Source organism: Muricoccus radiodurans (assembly GCF_050154705.1).
GTDB classification, from domain to species: domain Bacteria; phylum Pseudomonadota; class Alphaproteobacteria; order Acetobacterales; family Acetobacteraceae; genus Roseomonas; species Roseomonas radiodurans.
This window is the reverse complement of sequence record NZ_CP189561.1, coordinates 4,265,073-4,284,646: the sequence shown is the minus strand read 5'-3', so window position 1 is coordinate 4,284,646 and position 19,574 is coordinate 4,265,073. Positions and strand designations below refer to the sequence as shown.

At 72.0% G+C, this 19,574-nt stretch carries 19 protein-coding genes; 8 read left to right on the top strand and 11 right to left on the bottom strand.

Features of this window, described 5'->3' with window-relative positions; genetic code table 11:
* Nucleotides 1-2: 2 nt before the first annotated feature.
* The 6 genes from ACP6CK_RS20115 to ACP6CK_RS20090 form a co-directional block, all read right to left on the bottom strand.
* Complete coding sequence (locus ACP6CK_RS20115; protein WP_426955086.1) at nt 3-797, bottom strand: enoyl-CoA hydratase/isomerase family protein; 795 nt, start codon at nt 795-797, stop codon at nt 3-5.
* Nucleotides 794-2,005: a CaiB/BaiF CoA transferase family protein gene (locus ACP6CK_RS20110; protein ID WP_426955085.1), complete on the bottom strand. Its 1,212-nt coding sequence runs from the start codon at nt 2,003-2,005 to the stop codon at nt 794-796. The genes ACP6CK_RS20115 and ACP6CK_RS20110 overlap by 4 nt, the downstream gene beginning before the upstream one ends.
* 325 nt (nt 2,006-2,330) lie before the next feature.
* Nucleotides 2,331-3,224 carry an ABC transporter permease gene (locus ACP6CK_RS20105; RefSeq protein WP_426955084.1) on the bottom strand — a complete coding sequence of 298 codons (894 nt, stop codon included), beginning with the start codon at nt 3,222-3,224 and terminating at the stop codon, nt 2,331-2,333.
* 7 nt (nt 3,225-3,231) lie between these two features.
* The gene (locus tag ACP6CK_RS20100) at nt 3,232-4,170 is read right to left on the bottom strand and encodes an ABC transporter permease (protein WP_426955083.1); all 939 of its coding nucleotides are present in this window, start codon (nt 4,168-4,170) and stop codon (nt 3,232-3,234) included.
* Between the two features lie 31 nt (nt 4,171-4,201).
* Nucleotides 4,202-5,476: an ABC transporter substrate-binding protein gene (locus tag ACP6CK_RS20095; protein WP_426955082.1), complete on the bottom strand. Its 1,275-nt coding sequence runs from the start codon at nt 5,474-5,476 to the stop codon at nt 4,202-4,204.
* Nucleotides 5,473-6,504, bottom strand: a complete 1,032-nt coding sequence (locus ACP6CK_RS20090) for an ABC transporter ATP-binding protein (RefSeq protein ID WP_426955081.1) — start codon at nt 6,502-6,504, stop codon at nt 5,473-5,475. Before ACP6CK_RS20090 ends, ACP6CK_RS20095 begins: the two co-directional genes overlap by 4 nt.
* Nucleotides 6,505-6,870: 366 nt before the next feature.
* Here ACP6CK_RS20090 and ACP6CK_RS20085 point away from each other — a divergent pair, with 366 nt between their 5' ends.
* The 8 genes from ACP6CK_RS20085 to ACP6CK_RS20050 all read left to right on the top strand — a co-directional run bounded on the left by ACP6CK_RS20085 (nt 6,871) and on the right by ACP6CK_RS20050 (nt 14,308).
* Nucleotides 6,871-7,584: an HAD family hydrolase gene (locus ACP6CK_RS20085; RefSeq protein ID WP_426959954.1), complete on the top strand. Its 714-nt coding sequence runs from the start codon at nt 6,871-6,873 to the stop codon at nt 7,582-7,584.
* 103 nt (nt 7,585-7,687) lie between these two features.
* Nucleotides 7,688-8,776 (top strand): CgeB family protein, encoded by a 1,089-nt coding sequence (locus ACP6CK_RS20080; RefSeq protein ID WP_426955080.1) that lies wholly within the window; start codon nt 7,688-7,690, stop codon nt 8,774-8,776.
* The gene (locus tag ACP6CK_RS20075; protein WP_426955079.1) at nt 8,773-9,543 is read left to right on the top strand and encodes a sugar phosphate nucleotidyltransferase; all 771 of its coding nucleotides are present in this window, start codon (nt 8,773-8,775) and stop codon (nt 9,541-9,543) included. The genes ACP6CK_RS20080 and ACP6CK_RS20075 overlap by 4 nt, the downstream gene beginning before the upstream one ends.
* Entirely contained in the window at nt 9,540-10,355 is an 816-nt protein-coding gene (locus tag ACP6CK_RS20070; RefSeq protein ID WP_426955078.1) for a TIGR04290 family methyltransferase, read from the top strand. The genes ACP6CK_RS20075 and ACP6CK_RS20070 overlap by 4 nt, the downstream gene beginning before the upstream one ends.
* Nucleotides 10,279-11,175 (top strand): PIG-L deacetylase family protein, encoded by an 897-nt coding sequence (locus ACP6CK_RS20065; RefSeq protein ID WP_426955077.1) that lies wholly within the window; start codon nt 10,279-10,281, stop codon nt 11,173-11,175. The genes ACP6CK_RS20070 and ACP6CK_RS20065 overlap by 77 nt, the downstream gene beginning before the upstream one ends.
* Complete coding sequence (locus ACP6CK_RS20060; RefSeq protein WP_426955076.1) at nt 11,172-12,230, top strand: glycosyltransferase; 1,059 nt, start codon at nt 11,172-11,174, stop codon at nt 12,228-12,230. Before ACP6CK_RS20065 ends, ACP6CK_RS20060 begins: the two co-directional genes overlap by 4 nt.
* Before the next feature lie 192 nt (nt 12,231-12,422).
* Nucleotides 12,423-13,439, top strand: a complete 1,017-nt coding sequence (locus tag ACP6CK_RS20055) for a GNAT family N-acetyltransferase (protein WP_426955075.1) — start codon at nt 12,423-12,425, stop codon at nt 13,437-13,439.
* Nucleotides 13,436-14,308 carry a class I SAM-dependent DNA methyltransferase gene (locus ACP6CK_RS20050; protein ID WP_426955074.1) on the top strand — a complete coding sequence of 291 codons (873 nt, stop codon included), beginning with the start codon at nt 13,436-13,438 and terminating at the stop codon, nt 14,306-14,308. Before ACP6CK_RS20055 ends, ACP6CK_RS20050 begins: the two co-directional genes overlap by 4 nt.
* A 73-nt stretch (nt 14,309-14,381) precedes the next feature.
* Here ACP6CK_RS20050 and ACP6CK_RS20045 read toward each other — a convergent pair whose 3' ends face one another.
* The 5 genes from ACP6CK_RS20045 to ACP6CK_RS20025 are packed head-to-tail and all read right to left on the bottom strand — an operon-like array spanning nt 14,382 to nt 19,565.
* Nucleotides 14,382-15,953, bottom strand: a complete 1,572-nt coding sequence (locus tag ACP6CK_RS20045; protein WP_426955073.1) for an ABC transporter substrate-binding protein — start codon at nt 15,951-15,953, stop codon at nt 14,382-14,384.
* 19 nt (nt 15,954-15,972) lie between these two features.
* Nucleotides 15,973-16,968: a succinylglutamate desuccinylase/aspartoacylase family protein gene (locus ACP6CK_RS20040; protein ID WP_426955072.1), complete on the bottom strand. Its 996-nt coding sequence runs from the start codon at nt 16,966-16,968 to the stop codon at nt 15,973-15,975.
* A 9-nt stretch (nt 16,969-16,977) separates the two neighbouring features.
* On the bottom strand, nt 16,978-18,078 hold the full coding sequence (locus tag ACP6CK_RS20035; RefSeq protein WP_426955071.1) for an NADH:flavin oxidoreductase/NADH oxidase: 1,101 nt from the start codon (nt 18,076-18,078) through the stop codon (nt 16,978-16,980).
* The gene (locus ACP6CK_RS20030; RefSeq protein WP_426955070.1) at nt 18,075-18,767 is read right to left on the bottom strand and encodes a hypothetical protein; all 693 of its coding nucleotides are present in this window, start codon (nt 18,765-18,767) and stop codon (nt 18,075-18,077) included. The genes ACP6CK_RS20035 and ACP6CK_RS20030 overlap by 4 nt, the downstream gene beginning before the upstream one ends.
* Before the next feature lie 30 nt (nt 18,768-18,797).
* A complete protein-coding gene (locus ACP6CK_RS20025; protein WP_426955069.1) occupies nt 18,798-19,565 on the bottom strand; it encodes an SDR family NAD(P)-dependent oxidoreductase in 768 nt (255 codons plus the stop codon).
* Nucleotides 19,566-19,574: the final 9 nt, after the last annotated feature.

Sequence of the window (19,574 nt, the reverse complement as noted above, 5' to 3'; positions counted from 1 at the left end):
TGTCAGCGCCCCTGCCAGCGCGGCGCGCGCTTCTCGACGAAGGCGCGGGCGCCCTCGTGCCGGTCCTCGCTGAGATAGGGATTCGGTCCGGCATCCAGGCGAAAGGCCGCGGCCATCGGCAGGCCCGCCCCCTTCACCACCGTGTGCTTGATCCGGCGGAGCGAGATCGGGGCATTCGCGACCAGCCGCCGGACGAACTCCTCGGTCGTGGCGGCGAGCTGGTCGGCCGGCACCACGCGGTTCACCAAGCCCCATCGAAGCGCATCCGCGGCCGACATCGGCTCGCCGAGGTAAAGCATCTCCATCGCCACGGCCGGGGGCAGCAGGCGAGGCAGAAGGACGGTGGCGAAGTTGCCGCCCATGCCGCGCTTCGCCTCGGGCATGGCGAGCGTCGCGTGCTCCGCGGCGATGCGAATGTCGCAGGCCAGCGCCAGCTCGCAGCCGCCACCGAAGGCGGCACCGTTCAGCGCCGCGACCGTCGGCTTGTAGGTCTCCAGCACCGTCTCGTACAGGTTGCGCGCGGGACCGGTCATCGGGATGTGCGAGACGCGGCCGCCGGACTGGGCCGCGAATTCCTTCAGGTCGCCGCCGGCGCAGAACGCCTTGCTGCCGGCGCCGGTCAGCACCACCGCCCAGACGTCGGGGTTCTCGTTCGCGTCGGCGAAGGCCTCGATCAGCGCGGTGCGGACGGCGCTGCCGATCGCGTTGCTGCGCTCGGGGCGGTTGATCGTGACATAGGCGACCCTGTCGCGGATCTCATACATCAGCTCGGGCGCGGCGCTGTCCGGCGTGCTCATGCCCGTGCCTCCTCCGGGCCGCGCCGTCCCTCGACCGCAGCGGCGATCTCGTCGGCCGAGAGCCCGGCTTCGGCCAGCACCGCCTCCGTGTCCGCGCCGATCGGCTTCGCGGGCGGGCCGAGATCGTAGTTCCGGCCGTCGATCAGCGCCGTGGGGCGGATGCTCCGGATCGGCCCCTCCTCGGGATGCTCCTCGTCCACCAGCAGGCCCACCGCCTTCAGGTGCGGGTCGTGCTCCACCTGCTCCAGTGCGTAGCAGGGCATGGCGGGCACGTCGGCCTCGGCCAGGGCCTTCAGCCAGTACGCGCTCTCCTGCCCGCGCAACGCATCCACCCGCAGCCCGTACCAGTCCTTCGCGTGGCGGAAGCGGCCGGCCACGGTCTTGAAACGCGGATCGTCCAGCAGATCGTGTCGGCCGATCGTGCGCAGGAAGGCCGCGGCCTGTCGATCGGTGTTGGCGGTCAGCGTGATCCAGCCGTCCTTCGTGGCCACGGGACGGTGGTGCGGATCGAGCACGCGCGTGTCGCCGGGATTCCCGAGCGGCGGCGAGAAGGTCGCGGGGCCTAGATGCTCCTCCAGATTGTAGGCGGCCATCGTCTCCAGCATCGGGATCTCCAGCGTCGCGCCCTGGCCGCTGCGCTCCCGCCGCACCAGCGCCGCACAGATGTGGCCGGCCGTGATCTCCGCAACCGTGTGGTCGCCGATCAGCAGCGGCACGAAGTTCGGCGCCCCGTCCCGCTTGAGCGTCAGCCCGGTGATGCCGGAGGCCCCCTGGATCACCGTGTCGTAGGCCGGCAGGCCGCGATACGGGCCGCCCGGGCCGAAGCCGGTGATGTTGCAGTGGATCAGCCGCGGCTGCCGCGCGCGGCAGGCCTCCGCATCCAGCCCCAGCCGCGCCAGCGCCTCCGGCCGGATGTTGGAGACGAAGACGTCGCAGGTGGCCAGCAGCCGGTGCATCGCCTCCAGCCCCGCCGGCGTCTTCAGGTCCAGCGCGATGAAGCGCTTGCCGCGGTTGAAGTGCAGGAACTTGCCGGAGAATCGGCCGGTGTGGGACGGGCCGCCGAGGCTGCGCATCACGTCGCCCTCGGGCGTCTCCACCTTCATGACCGTGGCGCCGAGGTCCACCAGCCGCAGCGTCGTGGCCGGACCGACGACGACGGAGGTGAGGTCGAGGACACGGATGCCCTCCAGCAGCTTCTCGTCGGTCATCCGTGCCTCCCCAGGGCGCCTGTTATGCGGGGGGGCATCGCGGCAGAGTAGCCGCGGCGACGGGGCGCTTTGATGCGCGGGAGGTATCAGCGTGCTGGCGCTTCGGTGCCGGGTTCTTTTTCTGACCGGCCTCGGGGCCGTGCCGGGAGGCGCCGCCTCCCGGACCCTCCGCCGGGGGCCAGACGTGGCCCCCGGACCCCGCGATCTGTTCCATTCGACGCGGGTCCAGGGGGTGCGTTCACCCCCTCGCGGATAGGGAATGGGGGAAGGCAGAGCCTTCCCCGGGGAGCAGGGCCCGACGGTTCAGAACAGGGACGAACCGGAGTCAGGACCGGCGCGACGCGGCGGTCCGACGGCGCTGCAGGATCACCACACCCGCCAGCGCGATCCCGATCACCGCGAGCGACAGGCCGGTGGTCACGGTGCCCAGCGCGTAGATCTCCGGCGTCGTCACGGTGGTCGTGAGGCCCTGCAGCTCCAGCGGCAGGGTGTTGCGGCCGCCGATCGCCTGGCTGGTCCGCGCCACCTCGTCCCAGGACAGGGTGAAGCCGAACAGCGCCACGCCCACCAGCGACGGCGCGATGATCGGCAGTACCACATGGAGCAGCGTGCGCCAGGGGGAGGCACCGAGGTCGCGCGCCGCCTCCTCACAGGCCGGGTTGAAGCGGTTGAAGACGGCGAAAAGGATCAGCAGACCGAAGGGCAGCGTCCAGGTGAGGTGCGCCCCCAGCGCCGAGGTGTAGAGCCCGGCCGAGGTCTCGTAGCCCCGGAGGAAGTCCCACCCCGTGGCCTCCGCCAGCGCCTTCACCGCGTCGTCCAGGATGCGGAACTCCAGCCCGATCCCGAGGCTGACCACGATGGACGGCACGATGAGGCTGGCAACGGCGACGTAGAACAGCGCGCCCTGGCCGGCGAAGCGCTTGCGGAAGGCCAGCCCCGCCGGCAGCGCCAGCAGCACCGTCAGCCCCATCACCACCGCGCCCAGCCGCAGCGACCGCCCGAAGGCGGCCCAGATGTCCACCACCCCCACGCCCTGCCAGAGCTTGGAGAACCAGAAGGTGGAGACCCCGTTCATCGGGAAGGTCAGCCCCCCGGACGGCCCCTGGAAGGAGAGCACCACGATCGCCAGGATCGGCCCGTAGAGGAACAGGACGAAGAGCGCGAACAGGGCGGCCAGCCACCAGAAGGCGGCGGGCCGCTTCTCACCGGTGCGGTTCATGGGGTGCTCACAGCTCCCGCCGGATGTCCACGAGCCGCGTCAGCGCCCAGATCATCAGCAGCACGATGCCGAGCAGCACCACGGCGTTGGCCGCCGCGATCGGGAACTGAAGATAGCTCATCTGCACCTGGATGACCTTGCCGATCGAGGCGATCTGCTGCCCGCCCATGATGCCGACGGTCACGAAGTCCCCCATCACGATCGTCAGCACGAAGATGGACCCGATCACGATCCCCGGCTTGCACAGGGGAATGACGACGTTCCACAGCGTCTGCCAGCCCGAGGCGCCGGCGTCCCGCGCCGCCTCGATCAGGGCACGGTCGATCCGTGCCATGGAGTTGAAGATCGGGACCATCATGAACAGCGTGTAAAGGTGGACAAAGGCCAGCACGACGGCGAATTCCGAGTAGAGCAGCCAGTCCAGCGGCGCGCGGGTCAGGCCCACGGCCTGCAGGCCCTGGTTGACCAGCCCGTTCCGCCCGAGCAGCGGCACCCAGGCGACCATCCGGATGATGTTGGACGTCCAGAAGGGCACGGTGCAGAGCAGGAAAAGCGCCATCTGCATCGGCACGGTGCGGACATGAAAGGCCAGGAAATAGGCAATCCCGAAACCGAGGATCAGCGTGCTGACCCAGGCCAGCAGGGCGAAGCGCAGGGTGGAGAGATAGGTGGAGAAGGTGACGCAGAGGTCCGGCAACCGGGCGATGCAGCCCTCGAACACCTCCCGGTAGCTGTCCAGCGTGAAGTCGGGCGTGAGGACGTAGTCCTCGTACCGCCAGAAGGACACCACGATCGTGAGCAGGAGCGGCAGGATGAAGAACAGCAGGAAGAGGATCGCGAAGGGCGCCGCCTGCCAGTAGGCACCGCCCCGGCTCCGGCGCAGCGCCGAACCCGGCGCGGCCCCCGATGCGGCCAAAGGACGGGCCGCGACAGGCGCGCCGGTCATGGCATCCATCATCCGGCGCCCCGCCCCCCGATCAGGCCGCGATGAACTCGTTCCACTTGCGGATGAGGTAGGTGTTCTCGTCCATCACGGCGTTCCAGCAGGCCACCGCGCCCATCCGCTGCTCGTAGGAGCCGCCGTCGCGCACCGTGCCGGCCTTCTCCAGCAGGGAGCCGTCGGGCGCCTTGATGTCCTGCTCGGCCGGCTTGCCCTCCATCCAGAAGGCCCACTCGTAGGGCGCCATGTTCTCCTTCGCGGTGTCGAGCACGGCGGAATAGTAGCCCTGGCGGTTGAGGTAGGCGCCGGCCCAGCCCGAGAGGAACCAGTTGATGAATTCATAGGCCGCGTCGAGCTTGCGGCCCTCCAGCGTGCGCGGCATGCCGAAGCCGGAGGCCCAGGCGCGGTAGCCCTCCTTCAGGGGCTGGTAGATGCACTGCACGCCCTGGCTGCGGACCTTCGTCACGGCCGGGGACCACATGGACTGGATGACCGTCTCGCCGGACGCCATCAGGTTCACGCTCTCGTTGAAGTCGGACCAGAAGGCGCGGAACTGGCCGGCGCGCTTCGCCTCGGTCAGCACCGCCATCGTGCGGTCGATCTCGGCACGGGTCATGTTGCCCTTGTCGGGGTAGCGGTACCCGCCCGTGGCCTCCACCACCATCGCGGCGTCCATGATGCCGATGGAGGGGATGTTCAGGATGGACGCCTTGCCCTTGAACTGCGGGTTCAGCAGCTCGGCCCAGCTCTCGATCGGCCGGCGGATGAGGTCGGGGCGGATGCCCAGCGTGTCCGCGTTGTAGGTCGTCGGGATCAGCGACATCCACTCGGTCGGGCCGTTGGCGAATTCGCGCGCGTTGCGGCCGGTCAGGAACTGCACCTTCTTCGGCGCCGTGCCCTGGTCGCCGATGGCACGGCCACCGATCTCGCCGCGCGTGAAGACGGGCGTGATCTTGTCGAACAGGCGGATGCGCCGCGCCTCGATGCCCTGCAAGTTGCCGGACGGCGCGACGCGCTTGGCGGAGAAGTACTCCATGTCCAGCAGGTCGAAGGTGTTGGGCTGGGTGACGGCGCGGCGGATCACGTCATCCGTCGTGACCGGGATGTACTCGATGGTCACGCCGATATCCTGGCGCGCCTTGGCGGCGATCTCCGCGCTCTGGTTCACGGCGGTGCCGAGATAGCGCAGCACCACCGGTTCCTGCGCGTGCACGGCCGGGGCGGCCAGGCGCGCGGCGACGCCGGTCGCGGCGAGGGCGGCCGCCGCGCGCAGCAGGTCGCGGCGCGCGGGCTTGCGGGGAGTGTCGGTCATGGAGTCAGCTCCTTCAGGGTCAGCGCGGGGGCTGGTGGCGGCACGTCGCTCAAAGGGTGGGCATCGGCCTCGGCCCAGCGGGCCGTCACGTCATCGTCGACAAGGAAGGGCCGGGCGGCGAAGGCATCGTCCGGCAGCACGACGAAGAGCTCCGTGGCCGCGACGCGGGCATCCAGCGCGCGCAGCCGGAGCTGGACGAAGGAGCCCTGGTACTCGACCGTCTCGACGCGGGCGGCGAGGGACGGGCCACCCCCTTCGTCCGCCCCGCCATCCCGCGAGAGCCGGATCCGGTCCGTCCGCACCGCGACGAGCCCGTCCCGGCCGGGCGGCGCGATCACGTTGTGCCCGCCGATGAAGCGGGCGACGAAGGCGGTGCCGGGGCGCGCGAAGACCTCGCGGGGCGAGGCCGCCTGCTCGATCCGGCCGTTGTTCATCACCACGACGAGGTCGGAGAGCGCCATCGCCTCCTCCTGGCTGTGGGTGACGTGGATGAAGGTGATGCCCAGCTCGGCCTGGAGCCGCTTCAGCTCCGCCCGCACCTGGATGCGCAGGAAGGGGTCGAGCGCGCTCAGCGGCTCGTCCAGCAGCAGGACGGAGGGCTCGGTGACCAGGGCGCGGGCGAGCGCCACGCGCTGCTGCTGCCCGCCCGAGAGCTGCGCCGGCAGGCGGTGGGCCAGCGCCTCCATCTGCACCAGCGCGAGCATCTCCCGCGCCCGGCGCCGGCGGGTGGCCTTGTCCACGCCGCGCATGCGCGGGCCGAACGCCACGTTGTCCAGGCAGTCGAGATGGGGGAACAGCGCGTAGGACTGGAACATCATCGCCGTCCCGCGGGCAGCGGGCGGCAGGTGCCCGACCTCCCGGCCGCCGATCACGAGATGGCCGTCCGTGGCCGTCTCATGCCCCGCGATCATGCGCAGCGTCGTGGTCTTGCCGCAGCCGGAGGGCCCGAGGAGGCAGCAATAGGCCCCCGCCGGGATTTTCAGGTCAACGGAGTCCACCGCCAGGGCCGCCCCGTAGCGCTTGGTCACCGAGATCAATTCGACGCTGGCGCCGTGCATTCGTTCTGGACTTGCTGGACCGCTGGCTTCGGCAAGCGACAGAGCAAATTGGATGCCATCCTCGGGTATTCGGCCCTTCGATGACACATCCTTCATGTATCCGGGACGCCGTGCCCGGTCCGGCGGGAACCCATTGAACGGGCCCTGTGCGCGATCCGAACTCCCACCCGACGCACCCGTTCACGCTTCCGCTTCGTTCTGGCGGTGCCGCTCACCCTAGCTCGAAAGTGAACCGGGGCGCCGCGTCGTGACCTGCGCGCCCCCTTGGCCCTGCGGCGGCACGACGACATCGTGCCGCCGCGACCGAGCGGGACGGAGGCGTTGGGGTTGGATGGTGTGATCACCCGGACGCTGGCGGCCCGGGCGCGGCTGCCGGAGCAGCCGGCCGCCGTCATCCTCGACATGGACGGGACGCTGCTCGACACGGAAGGCGCCTATCGCGATGCCTTCCTGTCCGCCGTCCGGGCGCTCGGCGCCGAGGTGACGGACGCGTTCTACGCGAGCCTCGTGGGCATCTCGAGCCGGGAGCGCGGCGCGCTCGTGCTCGCGCATCTCGGCCCGTCCTTCCCCTGGCAGGACTGCCTCCGAGACTATCGCGCCCGCAAGGCGCGGCTTCTCGCCGGAACGCTGCGAACGAAGCCCGGCGCCGCGGAGCTTCTGGGGGAGTTGCGCCGCGAAGGCCTGCCGCGGGCCGTGGCGACCTCGGCCGGACGGGAGACCGCCACGGCCGCGCTGCGGAAGACAGGCCTGCTCGACGAGGTGACCGCCCTCGTCACCCGCGACGACGTGGCGGTCGGGAAGCCGCATCCCGCCCTCTTCCTGGAGGCGGCGAGGGCGCTCGACACGCCGGCGGAGCGTTGTGTGGCCGTGGAGGATTCCGCGCCCGGCATCGCGGCGGCGCGGGCTGCCGGCATGCAGGTGATCGTCGTGCCGGACGGCACGCCGCCCCTGCTCACGCTTCCCACGGATCGGATCACGATGGCCGCGGATCTGTCCGAGGTGCGCGCCCTTCTCCGGGACTTACGCAACGGTGATCGTGCGGACGCTTGATGCCGCACGGCGCAGGGCCAGGATGATCCGGTGACATGCATTCGGCCATGACGACGCGCGGACCCTCCGTGCCCACCGGAAGCATTCTGGGACGACCGACGGCATGAGGCTTGTGATCTTCGGCCTGTCCGTTTCCTCCTCATGGGGAAACGGGCATGCGGCGCTGTGGCGCGCGCTGATCTCCGCCCTCGTCGCGGACGGTCATCGCGTGCTCTTCTTCGAGCGGGATGTTCCCTACTACGCGGAGAATCGCGACCTGCACGCGCTGCCCGAGGGCGGCGAGCTGATCCTGTACCGCGACTGGTCGGAGGTGGCGCCGCGCGCCCGCCGCGCGCTGGCCGAGGCCGATGCCGGGATGGTCACCTCCTACTGTCCTGACGCGCTCCCGGCGACGGCGCTGCTCATGGACGGGCCGGCGCTCCGCGTCTTCTACGACCTGGACACGCCCGTCACGCTCGCGCGGCTCGCGGCCGGGGAACCCGTGCCCTATGTCGGCCCCGAGGGTCTCGGCGGCTTCGACCTCGTGCTGTCCTACACGGGCGGCGACGCGCTCGACGCCCTGCGCCGGCAGCTCGGCGCGCGCCGCGTGGCGCCGCTCTACGGCTCCGCCGATCCCAGCATCCACAGCCCGGCCCCCACGCCGCACGACCGGGCGGCGCTGTCCTACCTCGGCACCTATGCCGCGGACCGCCAGGCGGCGCTGGAACGACTCTTCCTGGAGCCGGCCCGCCAACGCCCGGAGAGCCGCTTCCTGATCGGCGGGGCGCAGTACCCGGCCGACTTCCCCTGGGTCCCGAACATCTGGTTCCTGCGCCACCTGCCGCCGGCGGAGCATCCGGGCTTCTACGCCTCCGCCCGGCTGACGCTGAACATCACGCGGGAGGCGATGGCGCGCTCGGGCTGGTGCCCCTCGGGACGACTCTTCGAGGCCGCGGCCTGCGGCGTGCCCATCCTCTCCGACCGGTGGGAGGGGTTGGACGCCTTCTTCGAGCCCGGGCGCGAGATCCTCCTTGCCGACACGACCGAGGAGGCGCTGGCCGCGATCGACCTGCCGGATGAGGAACTCGCCCTGCTGGCACGACGGGCGCGGGAGCGCTGCCTCGCGGACCACACGGCCGAGCGCCGCGCGCGCGAGATGGTCGCGGCGATCGAGGCGGCGAGCCTCGTGCCCGCCGGGCAGGAGGGAGCATGAGCCGTCTCTGGGGGATCGTCCCGGCCGCGGGGCAGGGCACCCGCATCCAGCCGCTCGCCTTCTCGAAGGAGCTGCTGCCGGTGGGCAGCCGCGTGGACGAGAGCGGGGTCGAACGTCCCCGCGCCATCAGCGAGCACTTGCTGGAACGCATGGTGCTCGGCGGCGCGGACCGGCTCCTCATCGTCATCTCGCCGCTGAAGTCGGACATCCTGCGCTACTACGGCGGGCATTACGGCACGGCGCGCATCGCCTATGCCGTGCAGGAGCACGCGGCCGGGCTCTGCGACGCCATCTTCCGCGCCGTGCCCTTCGTGCGGCCGGAGGAAGGCGTTCTCGTCGGCCTGCCCGACACGATCTGGTTTCCCGCCGACGCGCTGCGCGCCCTGCCCGATGGCCGGCTGAGCTTCCTGCTCTTCCCCGTGGACCGGCCGGAGCTCTTCGACGCGGTGGACACCGACGCGGAGGGCCGCGTGCGCGAGGTGCAGGTCAAGCGCCCGGACGCCGCGACGAACTGGATCTGGGGCGCCTTCAAGATGCCCGGCGCGACGCTCCACGCGCTGCACGCGCTCTGGGAGGAGCGCGGGCGGCAGGACGAGTATATCGGCACGCTCGTCAACGCCTGGATCGCGCGCGGCGGCGCGGCCTTCGGCGTGCGCGCGGGCCGCAGCTACGTGGACACCGGCACGCTGAACGGCTACCGGGACGCGGCGCGGCTGCTGGATGCCCCCGTGATGATGGAGCCGAGCATGTCCGGAGAGAAGGCTTGAGCCGGGAGACGGACTGGACGCCCGAGCGGATCGCCGCCCGCGCGGCCGAGCTGGGGCCGTGGTTCCACAACCTGGACCTGCGCGGCGTGCGCACGGCGCCGGACCACTTTCTCGGCGACTACCCCGCGATGAAGTTCCGCAACTTCGCGGGCGTGCTGCCGGCCGACCTGACGGGCCGCACGGTGCTCGACATCGGCTGCAACGGCGGCTTCTACTCGCTGGAGATGAAGCGGCGCGGCGCCGACCGCGTGCTGGGCGTGGATTTCGACGACGACTACCTCGCCCAGGCGCGCTTCGCCGCAGAGGTGGAAGGCCTCGACATCGAGTTCCGCAAGCTCTCCGTCTATGACGTGGCGCGGCTGGGCGAGCGCTTCGACCTCGTGATCTTCATGGGCGTGCTCTATCACCTCCGGCACCCCTTGCTGGCGCTCGACCTGATCTATGAGCACGTCGCCGGCGATCTCCTGCTCTTCCAGTCGCTGCAGCGCGGCAGCGAGCGTATCGCGCCCGTCTCGCCGAACTACCCGTTCAGCGAGACGGCGGTCTTCGACGATCCCGGCTGGCCGAAGCTGCACTTCATCGAGCACGCCTATTCCGACGACTTCACCAACTGGTGGGCGCCGAACCGGGCCGCCTCGGCCGCGATGCTCCGCTCCGCCGGCTTCACCATCGAGGCGGAGCCGGAGCCGGAGGTCTTCCTCTGCCGGCGGGCGGATCGCAACCAGCGCTTCTACGGTGCCGTCTATCCCGCGCGCGGCGTGGACGACGCGGAGGGCGGCGGCGTCGCGCCGTGGGACGATTCCCGCGCCTGACGCCCCCGGCCGCCTGACGGCCGAGGCGCTGCTGGCGCGGCTGTCCCGGCGCCAGGCCGTGGAGCAGCCCGTCGCCATCGTCGTAGCCCATCCGGATGACGAGACCCTCGGCGCCGGCGCCGTGCTGCCGCTGTTCCGTCGCCTGCTGCTGGTGCAGGTGACGGATGGCGCACCGCAGAACCTGTCCGACGCGCGGGCGGCGGGGTTCGACACGGCCTCCGACTACGCGGCGGCTCGGCAGCGGGAGCTGGACGCGGCGCTCTCGATCGGCGGCGCGAGGGCCGAGCGCGCGACGCTCGGCGCGCCCGACCAGGGCGCCTCGCTGGACATGGCGGGACTGGCCCGGTCGCTCGCGGCCCGGCTGCGGGATCACGGTGCCCAGGCCGTGCTGACCCACGCCTATGAGGGCGGGCACCCCGACCACGATGCCGTCGCCTTCCTCGCGCGCGCCGCGGCCACGCTCCTGGCGCGCATGGGCGAGGCGCCCGCTCTCATCGAGATGCCCTTCTACCACGCCGCGCCGGAAGGCTGGACGATCGGCCGCTTCCTGCCCGGCGGACCCGCCGCCACGGTGCTGGCGCTCACGCCCGAGGAGGTGGCGCGCAAGCGCGCCATGCTCGCCGCCTTCGCCACCCAGGCCGCGACGCTCGCGCAGTTCCCGGTCGGGGAGGAATTCTTCCGCCCCGGACCGGCGCACGACTTCACCGCCCCGCCGCACGAGGGAACGCTTCTCTACGAGCGCTATCCCTGGGGGATGGACGGTGCACGCTGGCGGCACCTCGCGGCAGAGGCACGGCGGACGCTGGACCTCCCGGCGTGACGGGACGGCCGCTCACGATCCTCTCGGCCGCCTACCCGCTCGCGCCCGTCGGGCAGGACGCGGTGGGCGGCGCGGAACAGGTGCTCTCGGCGCTCGACCGCGCCCTGCACGCGGCCGGGCACCGCTCGATTGTGGTCGCGCAGGACGGATCGGCGGTGGCGGGGGAGTTGCGGCCCACGCCGCGTCCGGCGGGCGTGCTGGATGAAGCGGCCCAGCGGCGCGCGCAGGAGGCGGCGGCGCGCACCATCGCCGCGGCGCTGCGGGCGGACCGCGTGGATGTGGTCCACCTCCACGGCATCGACTTCCACGCCTATCTTCCCCCGTGGGACCCGCCGCGGGGGCCGCCCGTGCTGGCCACGCTGCACCTGCCGCCCTCCTGGTACCCGCCCCAGGCGCTGCGGCCCGAGCGGCCCGACACCTGGCTGCACGGCGTCTCCGCCTCGCAGCACGCTCTGCTGGAGGGGCAGGCGTCGCCGCTGCTGCCGCCCGTGCTGAACGGCGTGCCAGTGGGGGCCCTGTCCGCCACGCGCCACGCCCGCCGCGGCTTCGCCCTGACGCTCGGCCGCATCTGCGAGGAGAAGGGCCAGCACCACGCCCTGGACGCGGCGCACGCCGCCGGCGCGACCCTGCTGGTCGGCGGCGAGGTCTTCCCCTACGAGGCGCATCAGCGCTTCTTCAACGAGGCGATCCGGCCGCGCCTGGACCGGCACCGGCGCTTCCTCGGGCCGGTGGGCTTCGCGCGCAAGCGCCGGCTGCTGGGGGCGGCCCGCTGCGTGCTGGTCGCCAGCACCGCGCCGGAGACAAGCTCCCTCGTCGCCATGGAGGCCGCCGCCTGCGGCACGCCGGTCATCGCCTTCGCGTCGGGCGCGCTGCCGGAGGTGGTGGAGCACGGCCGCACCGGCTTCATTGTCCCGGACGTGGCCGGGATGGCGCAGGCGATCGCGGAGGTGGACGCGCTCGATCCGGAGGTCATCCGGCAGGCGGCGCGGGAGCGCTTCGGTCCCGACCGCATGGTCGCGGATTACCTGGCCCTCTATCGGCGGCTGGCGGCTTGAGACCGGGCTGCCCTTCTGCTGGCCGGCATGGGTGCCATTGGCCCCGGGGAAGGCGTCGCCTTCCCCGGACCCCATCCACCAGGGGGCGAACGCGCCCCCTGGACCCGCGTCAAACGAGATCGCGGGGTCCGGGGGGCGCGTTCGCCCCCCGGCGGAGGGTCCGGGAGGCGGCGCCTCCCGGCATCCGTTCTCATGCGAACTGATCTGATCACGTCCGACGCCCCCTTCCGCGCGCTGCGCGCGGAGTGGGAGGCGCTCTGGCACCGGGCGGATGCGGCGGGGACGACCACGCCCTTCCAGTCGCCGGCCTGGGTCCTGCCCTGGTGGGACAGCTTCGGCACCGCCCGGCCCCGCGTCGCCGTGCTGCGGGGGGACGATGCGGCGCTGCTCGGCCTGCTGCCCCTCTACCTGCTGGAGGAAGGCGCGGAGCGGAAGCTGCTGCCGATGGGCGTGGGCATCACGGATTACCTCGACGCGCTGCTCGATCCCGCCGCCCCGGCCGGGGCAGCCTCGGCCCTTCTGGCGGCGGTCCTGGACACCGCGGCCGACGACGGCGTGACGAGCTGCGACCTTCCCGACCTACCGCCGCACGCCGCGCTGCGGGCGGCTCCGGCCCTGCCGGGCTGGCGGGAGGAGGGCTGGGATGCCGGCCCCTGCCCCGTCCTCGTCCTGCCCGAGGACCCTGACGCGCTACGCGGCCCCGTCCCCGCCGGCACGCTCCGCAAGCTCCGCATGTCGCGTCACCGCGCCGACCGCGCCGGCGGCTGGAGCGCCCAGGTTGCCGGCGCCGATGAGGTGCTGCCCTTCTGGGACGCGCTGGTCGCCATGCACGGTGCGCGCTGGACGCGGCGCGGGGAGGAGGGCGGCGTCCTCGGCAACCCGGATGTGCGCGCCTTCCACCGCGCCGCGCTGCCCGATCTCTTCGCGGCCGGCGCCCTGCGCCTCTATGCGCTGCGGATCGGCGGCGCGATCGCCGCCGTCTACCACGTGCTCGCGGCCGGGCCGGACCGCCTGCTCTTCTACCTCAGCGGCTTCGACGAGGCGCGGAGCTTCGAGAGCCCGGGCACCCTCCTGCTCGGCCATGTGGTGGAGAGCGCGATGGCGGAGGGCCGGCGGGAGCTGCACTTCCTGCGCGGCGGCGAGCCGTACAAGTACGCCTGGGGCGGCGTGGACCGCCGGAACGCCGGCCGGCGCCTGATCCCGCCATGAGCGGGGCGGAGGACCCCATCCACCTCTGCCTCGCCGGCCGCATCTCCCCGGAGGTCGCGCTGGCGCGGCTGCTTCTGACCGGTGCCGCGCCCGACGAGGCGGCCGCGCAGGTCGCCGCCCGCCGCGACCCGGGGGATCCGCGCTGGCAGCGCCTGGACGCGCTGGTCTCGGCGCGGCGCACGGAACTCGGCACCGTCGCTGCCATGATCCGAGAGGCCGAGGTCTCCCACGATCCCACCGGTTCGGTGCCGGAGGCGGCGGTCGCCGCCATCGCCGCCCTGTTCGACCGGGCCGTCTCCCATGCGCCGGAGGCCAGTGTCGCGGCCTATTCCCTCGGCGATCCGGCGATCCTCGCGGCCGGGACCGGGGAGATCGTCGCCTGGCTGGATCAGCAGGGGCTGATCGGACCGGATCGCGACGTGCTGGACCTCGGCTGCGGCATCGGCCGGATCGCGGCCGCCCTGGCACCGCGCTGCCGCTCCGTCCTCGGTCTCGACGTCTCCCCGCGCATGGTCGAGGAGGCGCGGCGCCGGCACGGAGGCACCTCCGGCCTTCGCTTCGAGACGACCTCGGGCCTCGACCTCGCCGGCGTGGCGGGCGGCTTCGACCTCCTCCTGGCCGTGGACAGCTTTCCCTACCTCGTCCAGGCCGGCGGGCCGGTCCTCGCGCGGCACCTGGACGACGCGGCGCGCCTTCTCCGTCACGGCGGCGCGCTCGCGATCCTCAACCTGTCCTATCGCGGGGACGCGGCGCTCGACCGGGCCGACGCGGCGCGCTGGGCTGCGGCGGGCGGGTGGGAGCTGGCGGTGAATGGCGCCTCGCCCTTCACCCTCTGGGACGGCCTGGCGTTCCTGCTCAGGCGTCCCTGACAGCGGGCGCGAACGGCAGCCCACTCCCCACCGGGCGCGAGTGATCGGCCCGTCGGAGACGCGGAAGCGCCTATCAGCGCTTCTCGATATTCCAGAAGACGAGCGGCGCCGTGCGGATCACGCCGCTGACCTCCCGGCGCCAGGCGAAGGGCGAGTAGTAGTTGCCCGTCAGGATGACCGGCAGGAACTCCCAGAGCGCGCGCGACATCTCCTCCAGGATGGCGGCCCGCCGCGCCGCGTCGGGCTCCGCCGCATAGGCGGCGCGCAGCCGCTCGATGTTCTCGTTGCAGGGCCAGCCGAGGTAGTTCCGCTGCTCGCAATTCGTGTTGATCGTCACGTTCAGCAGCGGCGTCCACATGCCCGTGCCCGACAGCGCGGAGGGCGTCAGGTGCCAGCCGCCGGCATTCGGATTCGCCTTGGACAGCCGGCGCGCCTGCACCGAGGCGAAGTCCATGAGCTGCAGGTCCACATTCGCGCCGATGCGGCGCAGCGCGTCGGCCGCCACCTCCGCCAGAGCCTGCTGCGCCGGCAGCTCCGAGGTGCCGATCAGCACGATCCGCTCCCCGTTGTAGCCGGACTCCCGCAGCAGGGTGCGGGCCCGCTCCAGATTCTGCTGGCGATAGGGCTCGGACCCCACCTGCACCCCGTTCGGGGTATCGCAGCCGAAGAAAGAGAAGCAGGCCGGCTGCCACCATTCCTGCGTGCCGTAGCCCGCCGCCATGAAGTCCGGTTGGCTGACGGCCAGCGCGAGCGCCTGCCGCGCGCGCACGTCGTTGAAGGGCGGAAACAGGAAGTTCGGCCGGAGGTAGGAGATCGAGGCCAGCGACGAGATCCGCGTGACCACGACGTTCCGGTCCCGCTGCAGCAGCGGGATCATGTCGGCGGGAAGCTGGTCGATCAGGTCGATCTCGCCGCGGCGCAGCGCGTTGCCGCGCGTGGCCGCGTCGGGGATGAAGTGCAGCTCCACCCGGTCCACCAGCGCCCGCTTGCCGCCGGCGAGGCCGCTGACCGGCTCGTCCCGCGGCACGTAGTCCGGGTTGCGCTCCCAGGCCGCACCGACGCCGAGGATGTAGCGGCTGGGGATGAAGCGGAACGGGCCGGAGCCGACCGCGGTGGTGATGGGACGGAACGGGTCCTGCGCCGCGTCCTGCCGCCGATAGATGATCGGCTGCGATCCGGCGATGGAGCCGAGCGCGAGGCGCAGGAAGGGAAAGGGCCGGCTGAGCACGAAGACCACCGTGTCCCCGCCCTCCGCCGTCAGGGAGACGAGGTTGGCCTTGATGAGCTGCCCGAGCGTGTCCCGCACCATCCACCGGTTCAGGGAGGCCACCACGTCCTCCGACGTCACGGGCTGCCCGTCGTGGAAGCGAAGGTTCGGCCGCAGCGTCATGCGGTAGGTGAGGCCGTCGGGGGAGACCTCCTCCCGCCCCACCATCTGCGGCCGCGGCTCCCGGTTCTCGTCCAGGGAGTAGAGCGTGTCGTAGACCATGCTGCCGTGCTGGCCGACGGTGGTGGCCGTCGTGATCATCGCGTCCAGCGTGGCGAGATCGGAACTCGGGGCGTAGCGCAACACGCTCTGCGCGCCGGCAGGGGCCGCGAGCGATGCCGCGAGGGCGAATGCTGCCAGCAGGGTCTTGCGGGTCATCTGGGCCTCCTCTCGCGCCTCAGCGGCGCGGCGTTGCGATCGTCTGGCCGACCCAGCCGGCCATGTAGGTCAGCGTGCCCGGCCGCACCATCGCGGGCACGGCCTGTCCCACCATCAGGATCGGCGGCGCCTTCGGCACGAAGGGCTTCATGACGGCGGGGCCCCAGCGGTCGAAGCCCGGCCCGGTGCCGGTCTCCACCCCGATCGGGTCCACCACGAACTCCTCCAGCCGCTCCCCGGTGGTCAGGCTGCTGACCCAGCCGATCACGCCCGGCCCGACCGGCTTGCCCACCCTCTCCGCGCCGAAGTCGCTGCACAGGGCGCCGTCACGAGAGGCGAAGAAGAGCTTCACCTGGTCCAGGATATCCACGCGGTCCGGCCCCGTCGGGGCATCGTCCAGATGGCCGCGGAAGCGCAGCATGTTCAGGCAGCCCTCGACCGCCATCGTCATGTCGCTGCGGTCGGCACCGCCGAACTCGATCAGGGCGGACTGCATCCCCACCCGCTTCGCCTCGGTGCAGAGCTGGCCGGGCGTGTGGCGGCCGACCATGACGGGGATGTAGCCGAAGGAGGCGGTCAGCTCAAGGTTGCCGTAGTCATAGGCAAACTCGGTGGCGCGCACCGGCGTGCCGGAATGCACGTCGATCACGCAGTCCACCCGCTCCTTCAGCGCATGGAACAGCGCGTGGGCCAACTGGTCCGAGACGGAACCGCTCGGCGAGCCCGGGAAGCGCCGGTTCAGCTCGACGAGGTCGGGATTGTGCCGCGTCCCGCCCTGGAAACCGAAGGGATTGACCATCGGCAGGATCAGCACCTTGCCCTTCACCGGCAGCGTCGCCAGCCGTGCCGCCAGCGCGTGCATCGCCAGCACGCCCAGCGGCTTGTCGCCGATGATGCCCGCCAGGATGGCGGTCGCGGACCCTCCCCGGCCGAATTCCAGCGCGTGGATGCGCCAGGGGAACTCGTCCACCCGCGTGCCGGGCAGGTCGATGTGCCAGCGCTTCGGCTCGGGCATCAGCGACGCTCAGCGGGCATAGGAGTTGACGACCGTCTTGCGGCTGGCGGCGCGGACATAGGGCCGCGGCACCTCGATCTGCACGCCCAGCTCCTCCGCCGCGTGCCAGGGCCAGCGCGGGTCGTTCAGGATGCCGCGCCCGATCGCCACCATGTCCGCATGGCCGGAGGCGACGATGGATTCGGCATGCGTCGCCTCCCGGATCAGGCCGACGGCCATGGTCGCCATGCCCGTGCCCTCCTTCACCGCCGTCGCGAAGGGCACCTGGTAGCCAGGCGCGTTGGGGATGGTGGCGAAGCCGTTGCCGCCGCTCGACATGTCGGCATAGTCGCAGCCGCGGCGCGCCAGCTCTTTCCCGAAGGCGACCGCCTCCTCCGTGTTGATGCCGCGCTCGTCCCAGTCCGTGCCGTTGAAGCGGACACCCAGCGGCCGGTCCTCCGGCCAGGCCGCGCGCACCGCGTCGTAGATCTCCAGCGGGAAGCGCATCCGGTTTTCCAGGCTGCCGCCGTACTCGTCCGTGCGCTGGTTCGCGATGGGTGAGAGAAAGCTGCTCATAAGATAGCCATGCGCGCCGTGGATCTCGATCAGATCGATGCCGAGCCGGGCGCAGCGGCGCGTGGCGTCCACGAAGCCGGCGATCACCTCCTGCATGTCGGTCTTCGTCATCTCGCGCGGGATCGGCCAGCCCTCGGCCCAGGGCAGCGGAGACGGTCCGATCGGCTGCCAGCCGCCCTCCTCGATCGGAGCATGGCCGAAGCGGCGGCCGGCGGTGGGGTTGAGCACGGACGCCTTTCGCCCGGCGTGGCCGAGCTGCAGCCCGATGGGCATCGCGCTGTACTTCCGCACGATGCGCAGCACGCGGCCCAGCGCCTCCTCGTTCTCGTCGTTGTAGAGGCCGAGGCATTCGCGGCTGATCCGCCCGCGCGGCTCGACCCCCGTCGCCTCGATGATCAGGAGCCCGGCCCCCGACAGGGCGAGGTGGCCGAGATGGATGACGTGCCAGTCCGTCGCGTTGCCGTTCACCGCGCTGAACTCGCACATCGGGGCGATGACGATGCGGTTCGGCAGCGTCAGGCCGCGCAGGGTGATGGGCTGGAAGAGCTGGCTCATGCGGCATCTCCGATGCGGGCGGGTGCGGTGCCCAGGCGCAGCCTGGTGTCCATCGCCCAGGGATAGAGGCGCCAGCCGATGAAGCCCTGCGCCGGGTCGATGAGGGCGGAGAGCCAGTCGGGCAGCCCCGCCGGATACGCCGGCTGCGCCGCCCATTCCGTCACGACGGCCAGTGCCGGACGAATGGACGGTCCGGTCGGCGCGTCCGGCCCGCGATGCAGCAGCCGGATGCCGCGGGCGCCGAGGCCGGTCAGCCTCTCCGCGCCGCCATCCCGAAGCCAGTCGGCGATGCGCGCCTCCAGCGCCGCGTCGCCCTCCATCCGCCAGATCATGATCCAGTCCGTGTCCAGCGGCAGAGCGGCGTCACGCAGGGGCAGCGGCGTATCGGGGTGGTGGTGATAGACGGTGCGGCTGTTGCGCCGCCCCCGGATCGCGTCCGGCCGGAAGGGATCGGCCACGGCGATCGGGATGTAGCGCTGGAAGGCCGGCCGCTGGAACATGGACCAGTCGTCGGACTGGTAGATGTCCACCACCGCCATCGTGCCGGACACCCCGACATAGGAGGTGCAGTTGGTGAAGCCCCCGTTGAACAGATGCGGCGCGTGGGCGAAGGCGTACCAGGCCGCGAAGTCCGGCAGCGCCTCGGCCGGCGGATCGATCTCGACGACGTAGAAGATGGGCTCACCCATCGCGCTCTCCTGATCCTGCAGCGGCGGGGCTCACGGCATGTAGCTCCCGCCGCCGACGTCGATGGTGGTGCCGGTGAGGTAGCCGGCGGCGTCCGAGACGAGGAAGGCGACGACCTCCGCCACGTCCTGCGGCTCGCCGAAGCGGCCGAGCGGGATGCGGGCCAGGAAGGCCTCGTTCATCCCCGGCGCGGCGCCGGCGACCATGTCGCTGTTGATGCGGCCGGGCGCGACGCTGTTCACGGTGATCCCGTCCGGCCCGAGCTCCGCCGCCAGATTGCGGGCAAAGCCCATCAGCCCGGCCTTGGAGGTGCCGTAATAGGCACCGGTGATGCTGCTCGGCACATGGGCGGCCTGGCTCGTCATCATGACGATGCGGCCCCAGCCCTGCGCGCGCATCACCGGGATGCACAGGCGGGACAGCAGGAAGGGGCCGGTCAGGTTCACCGCCATGACGCGGTTCCACTCCTCCAGCGGGATCTCCGCCACCGGGCGCTTGCGGCCCTCCACCTTGGGCGAGATGCCGGCGTTGTTGACCAGGATGGACAGGCGGGGCCACCAGTCGCCGAGCGCCTCGGGCAGGGCGCCGACGGCGGCCTCGTCGCTTACGTCCAGGCGGATGGCGCGCGCCGCATGGCCGGCCGCGCGCAGCCGGGCGGCGACGTCCTCCACGCCCTCCAGCACATCCGCCAGCACCACCGGATGCCCCGCCGCGGCCAGCCGCGTGGCGATCGCGGCGCCGAGGCCGCGCGCGGCGCCCGTCACCAGCGCGATCCTGTCGGCCGTCTTCGGGGCGGACATCGCGGGCGC

What these genes read in the sequence shown, in the direction of transcription:
- ACP6CK_RS20055 (WP_426955075.1), top strand. Translation starts at nt 12,423, where the DNA reads ATGCGAACTGATCTGATCACGTCCGACGCCCCCTTCCGCGCGCTGCGC.
- ACP6CK_RS20025 (WP_426955069.1), bottom strand. Translation starts at nt 19,565, where the DNA reads ATGTCCGCCCCGAAGACGGCCGACAGGATCGCGCTGGTGACGGGCGCC.
- ACP6CK_RS20035 (WP_426955071.1), bottom strand. Translation starts at nt 18,078, where the DNA reads ATGAGCCAGCTCTTCCAGCCCATCACCCTGCGCGGCCTGACGCTGCCG.
- ACP6CK_RS20115 (WP_426955086.1), bottom strand. Translation starts at nt 797, where the DNA reads ATGAGCACGCCGGACAGCGCCGCGCCCGAGCTGATGTATGAGATCCGC.
- ACP6CK_RS20050 (WP_426955074.1), top strand. Translation starts at nt 13,436, where the DNA reads ATGAGCGGGGCGGAGGACCCCATCCACCTCTGCCTCGCCGGCCGCATC.
- ACP6CK_RS20110 (WP_426955085.1), bottom strand. Translation starts at nt 2,005, where the DNA reads ATGACCGACGAGAAGCTGCTGGAGGGCATCCGTGTCCTCGACCTCACC.
- ACP6CK_RS20045 (WP_426955073.1), bottom strand. Translation starts at nt 15,953, where the DNA reads ATGACCCGCAAGACCCTGCTGGCAGCATTCGCCCTCGCGGCATCGCTC.
- ACP6CK_RS20080 (WP_426955080.1), top strand. Translation starts at nt 7,688, where the DNA reads ATGAGGCTTGTGATCTTCGGCCTGTCCGTTTCCTCCTCATGGGGAAAC.
- ACP6CK_RS20100 (WP_426955083.1), bottom strand. Translation starts at nt 4,170, where the DNA reads ATGACCGGCGCGCCTGTCGCGGCCCGTCCTTTGGCCGCATCGGGGGCC.
- ACP6CK_RS20030 (WP_426955070.1), bottom strand. Translation starts at nt 18,767, where the DNA reads ATGGGTGAGCCCATCTTCTACGTCGTCGAGATCGATCCGCCGGCCGAG.
- ACP6CK_RS20095 (WP_426955082.1), bottom strand. Translation starts at nt 5,476, where the DNA reads ATGACCGACACTCCCCGCAAGCCCGCGCGCCGCGACCTGCTGCGCGCG.
- ACP6CK_RS20040 (WP_426955072.1), bottom strand. Translation starts at nt 16,968, where the DNA reads ATGCCCGAGCCGAAGCGCTGGCACATCGACCTGCCCGGCACGCGGGTG.
- ACP6CK_RS20075 (WP_426955079.1), top strand. Translation starts at nt 8,773, where the DNA reads ATGAGCCGTCTCTGGGGGATCGTCCCGGCCGCGGGGCAGGGCACCCGC.
- ACP6CK_RS20105 (WP_426955084.1), bottom strand. Translation starts at nt 3,224, where the DNA reads ATGAACCGCACCGGTGAGAAGCGGCCCGCCGCCTTCTGGTGGCTGGCC.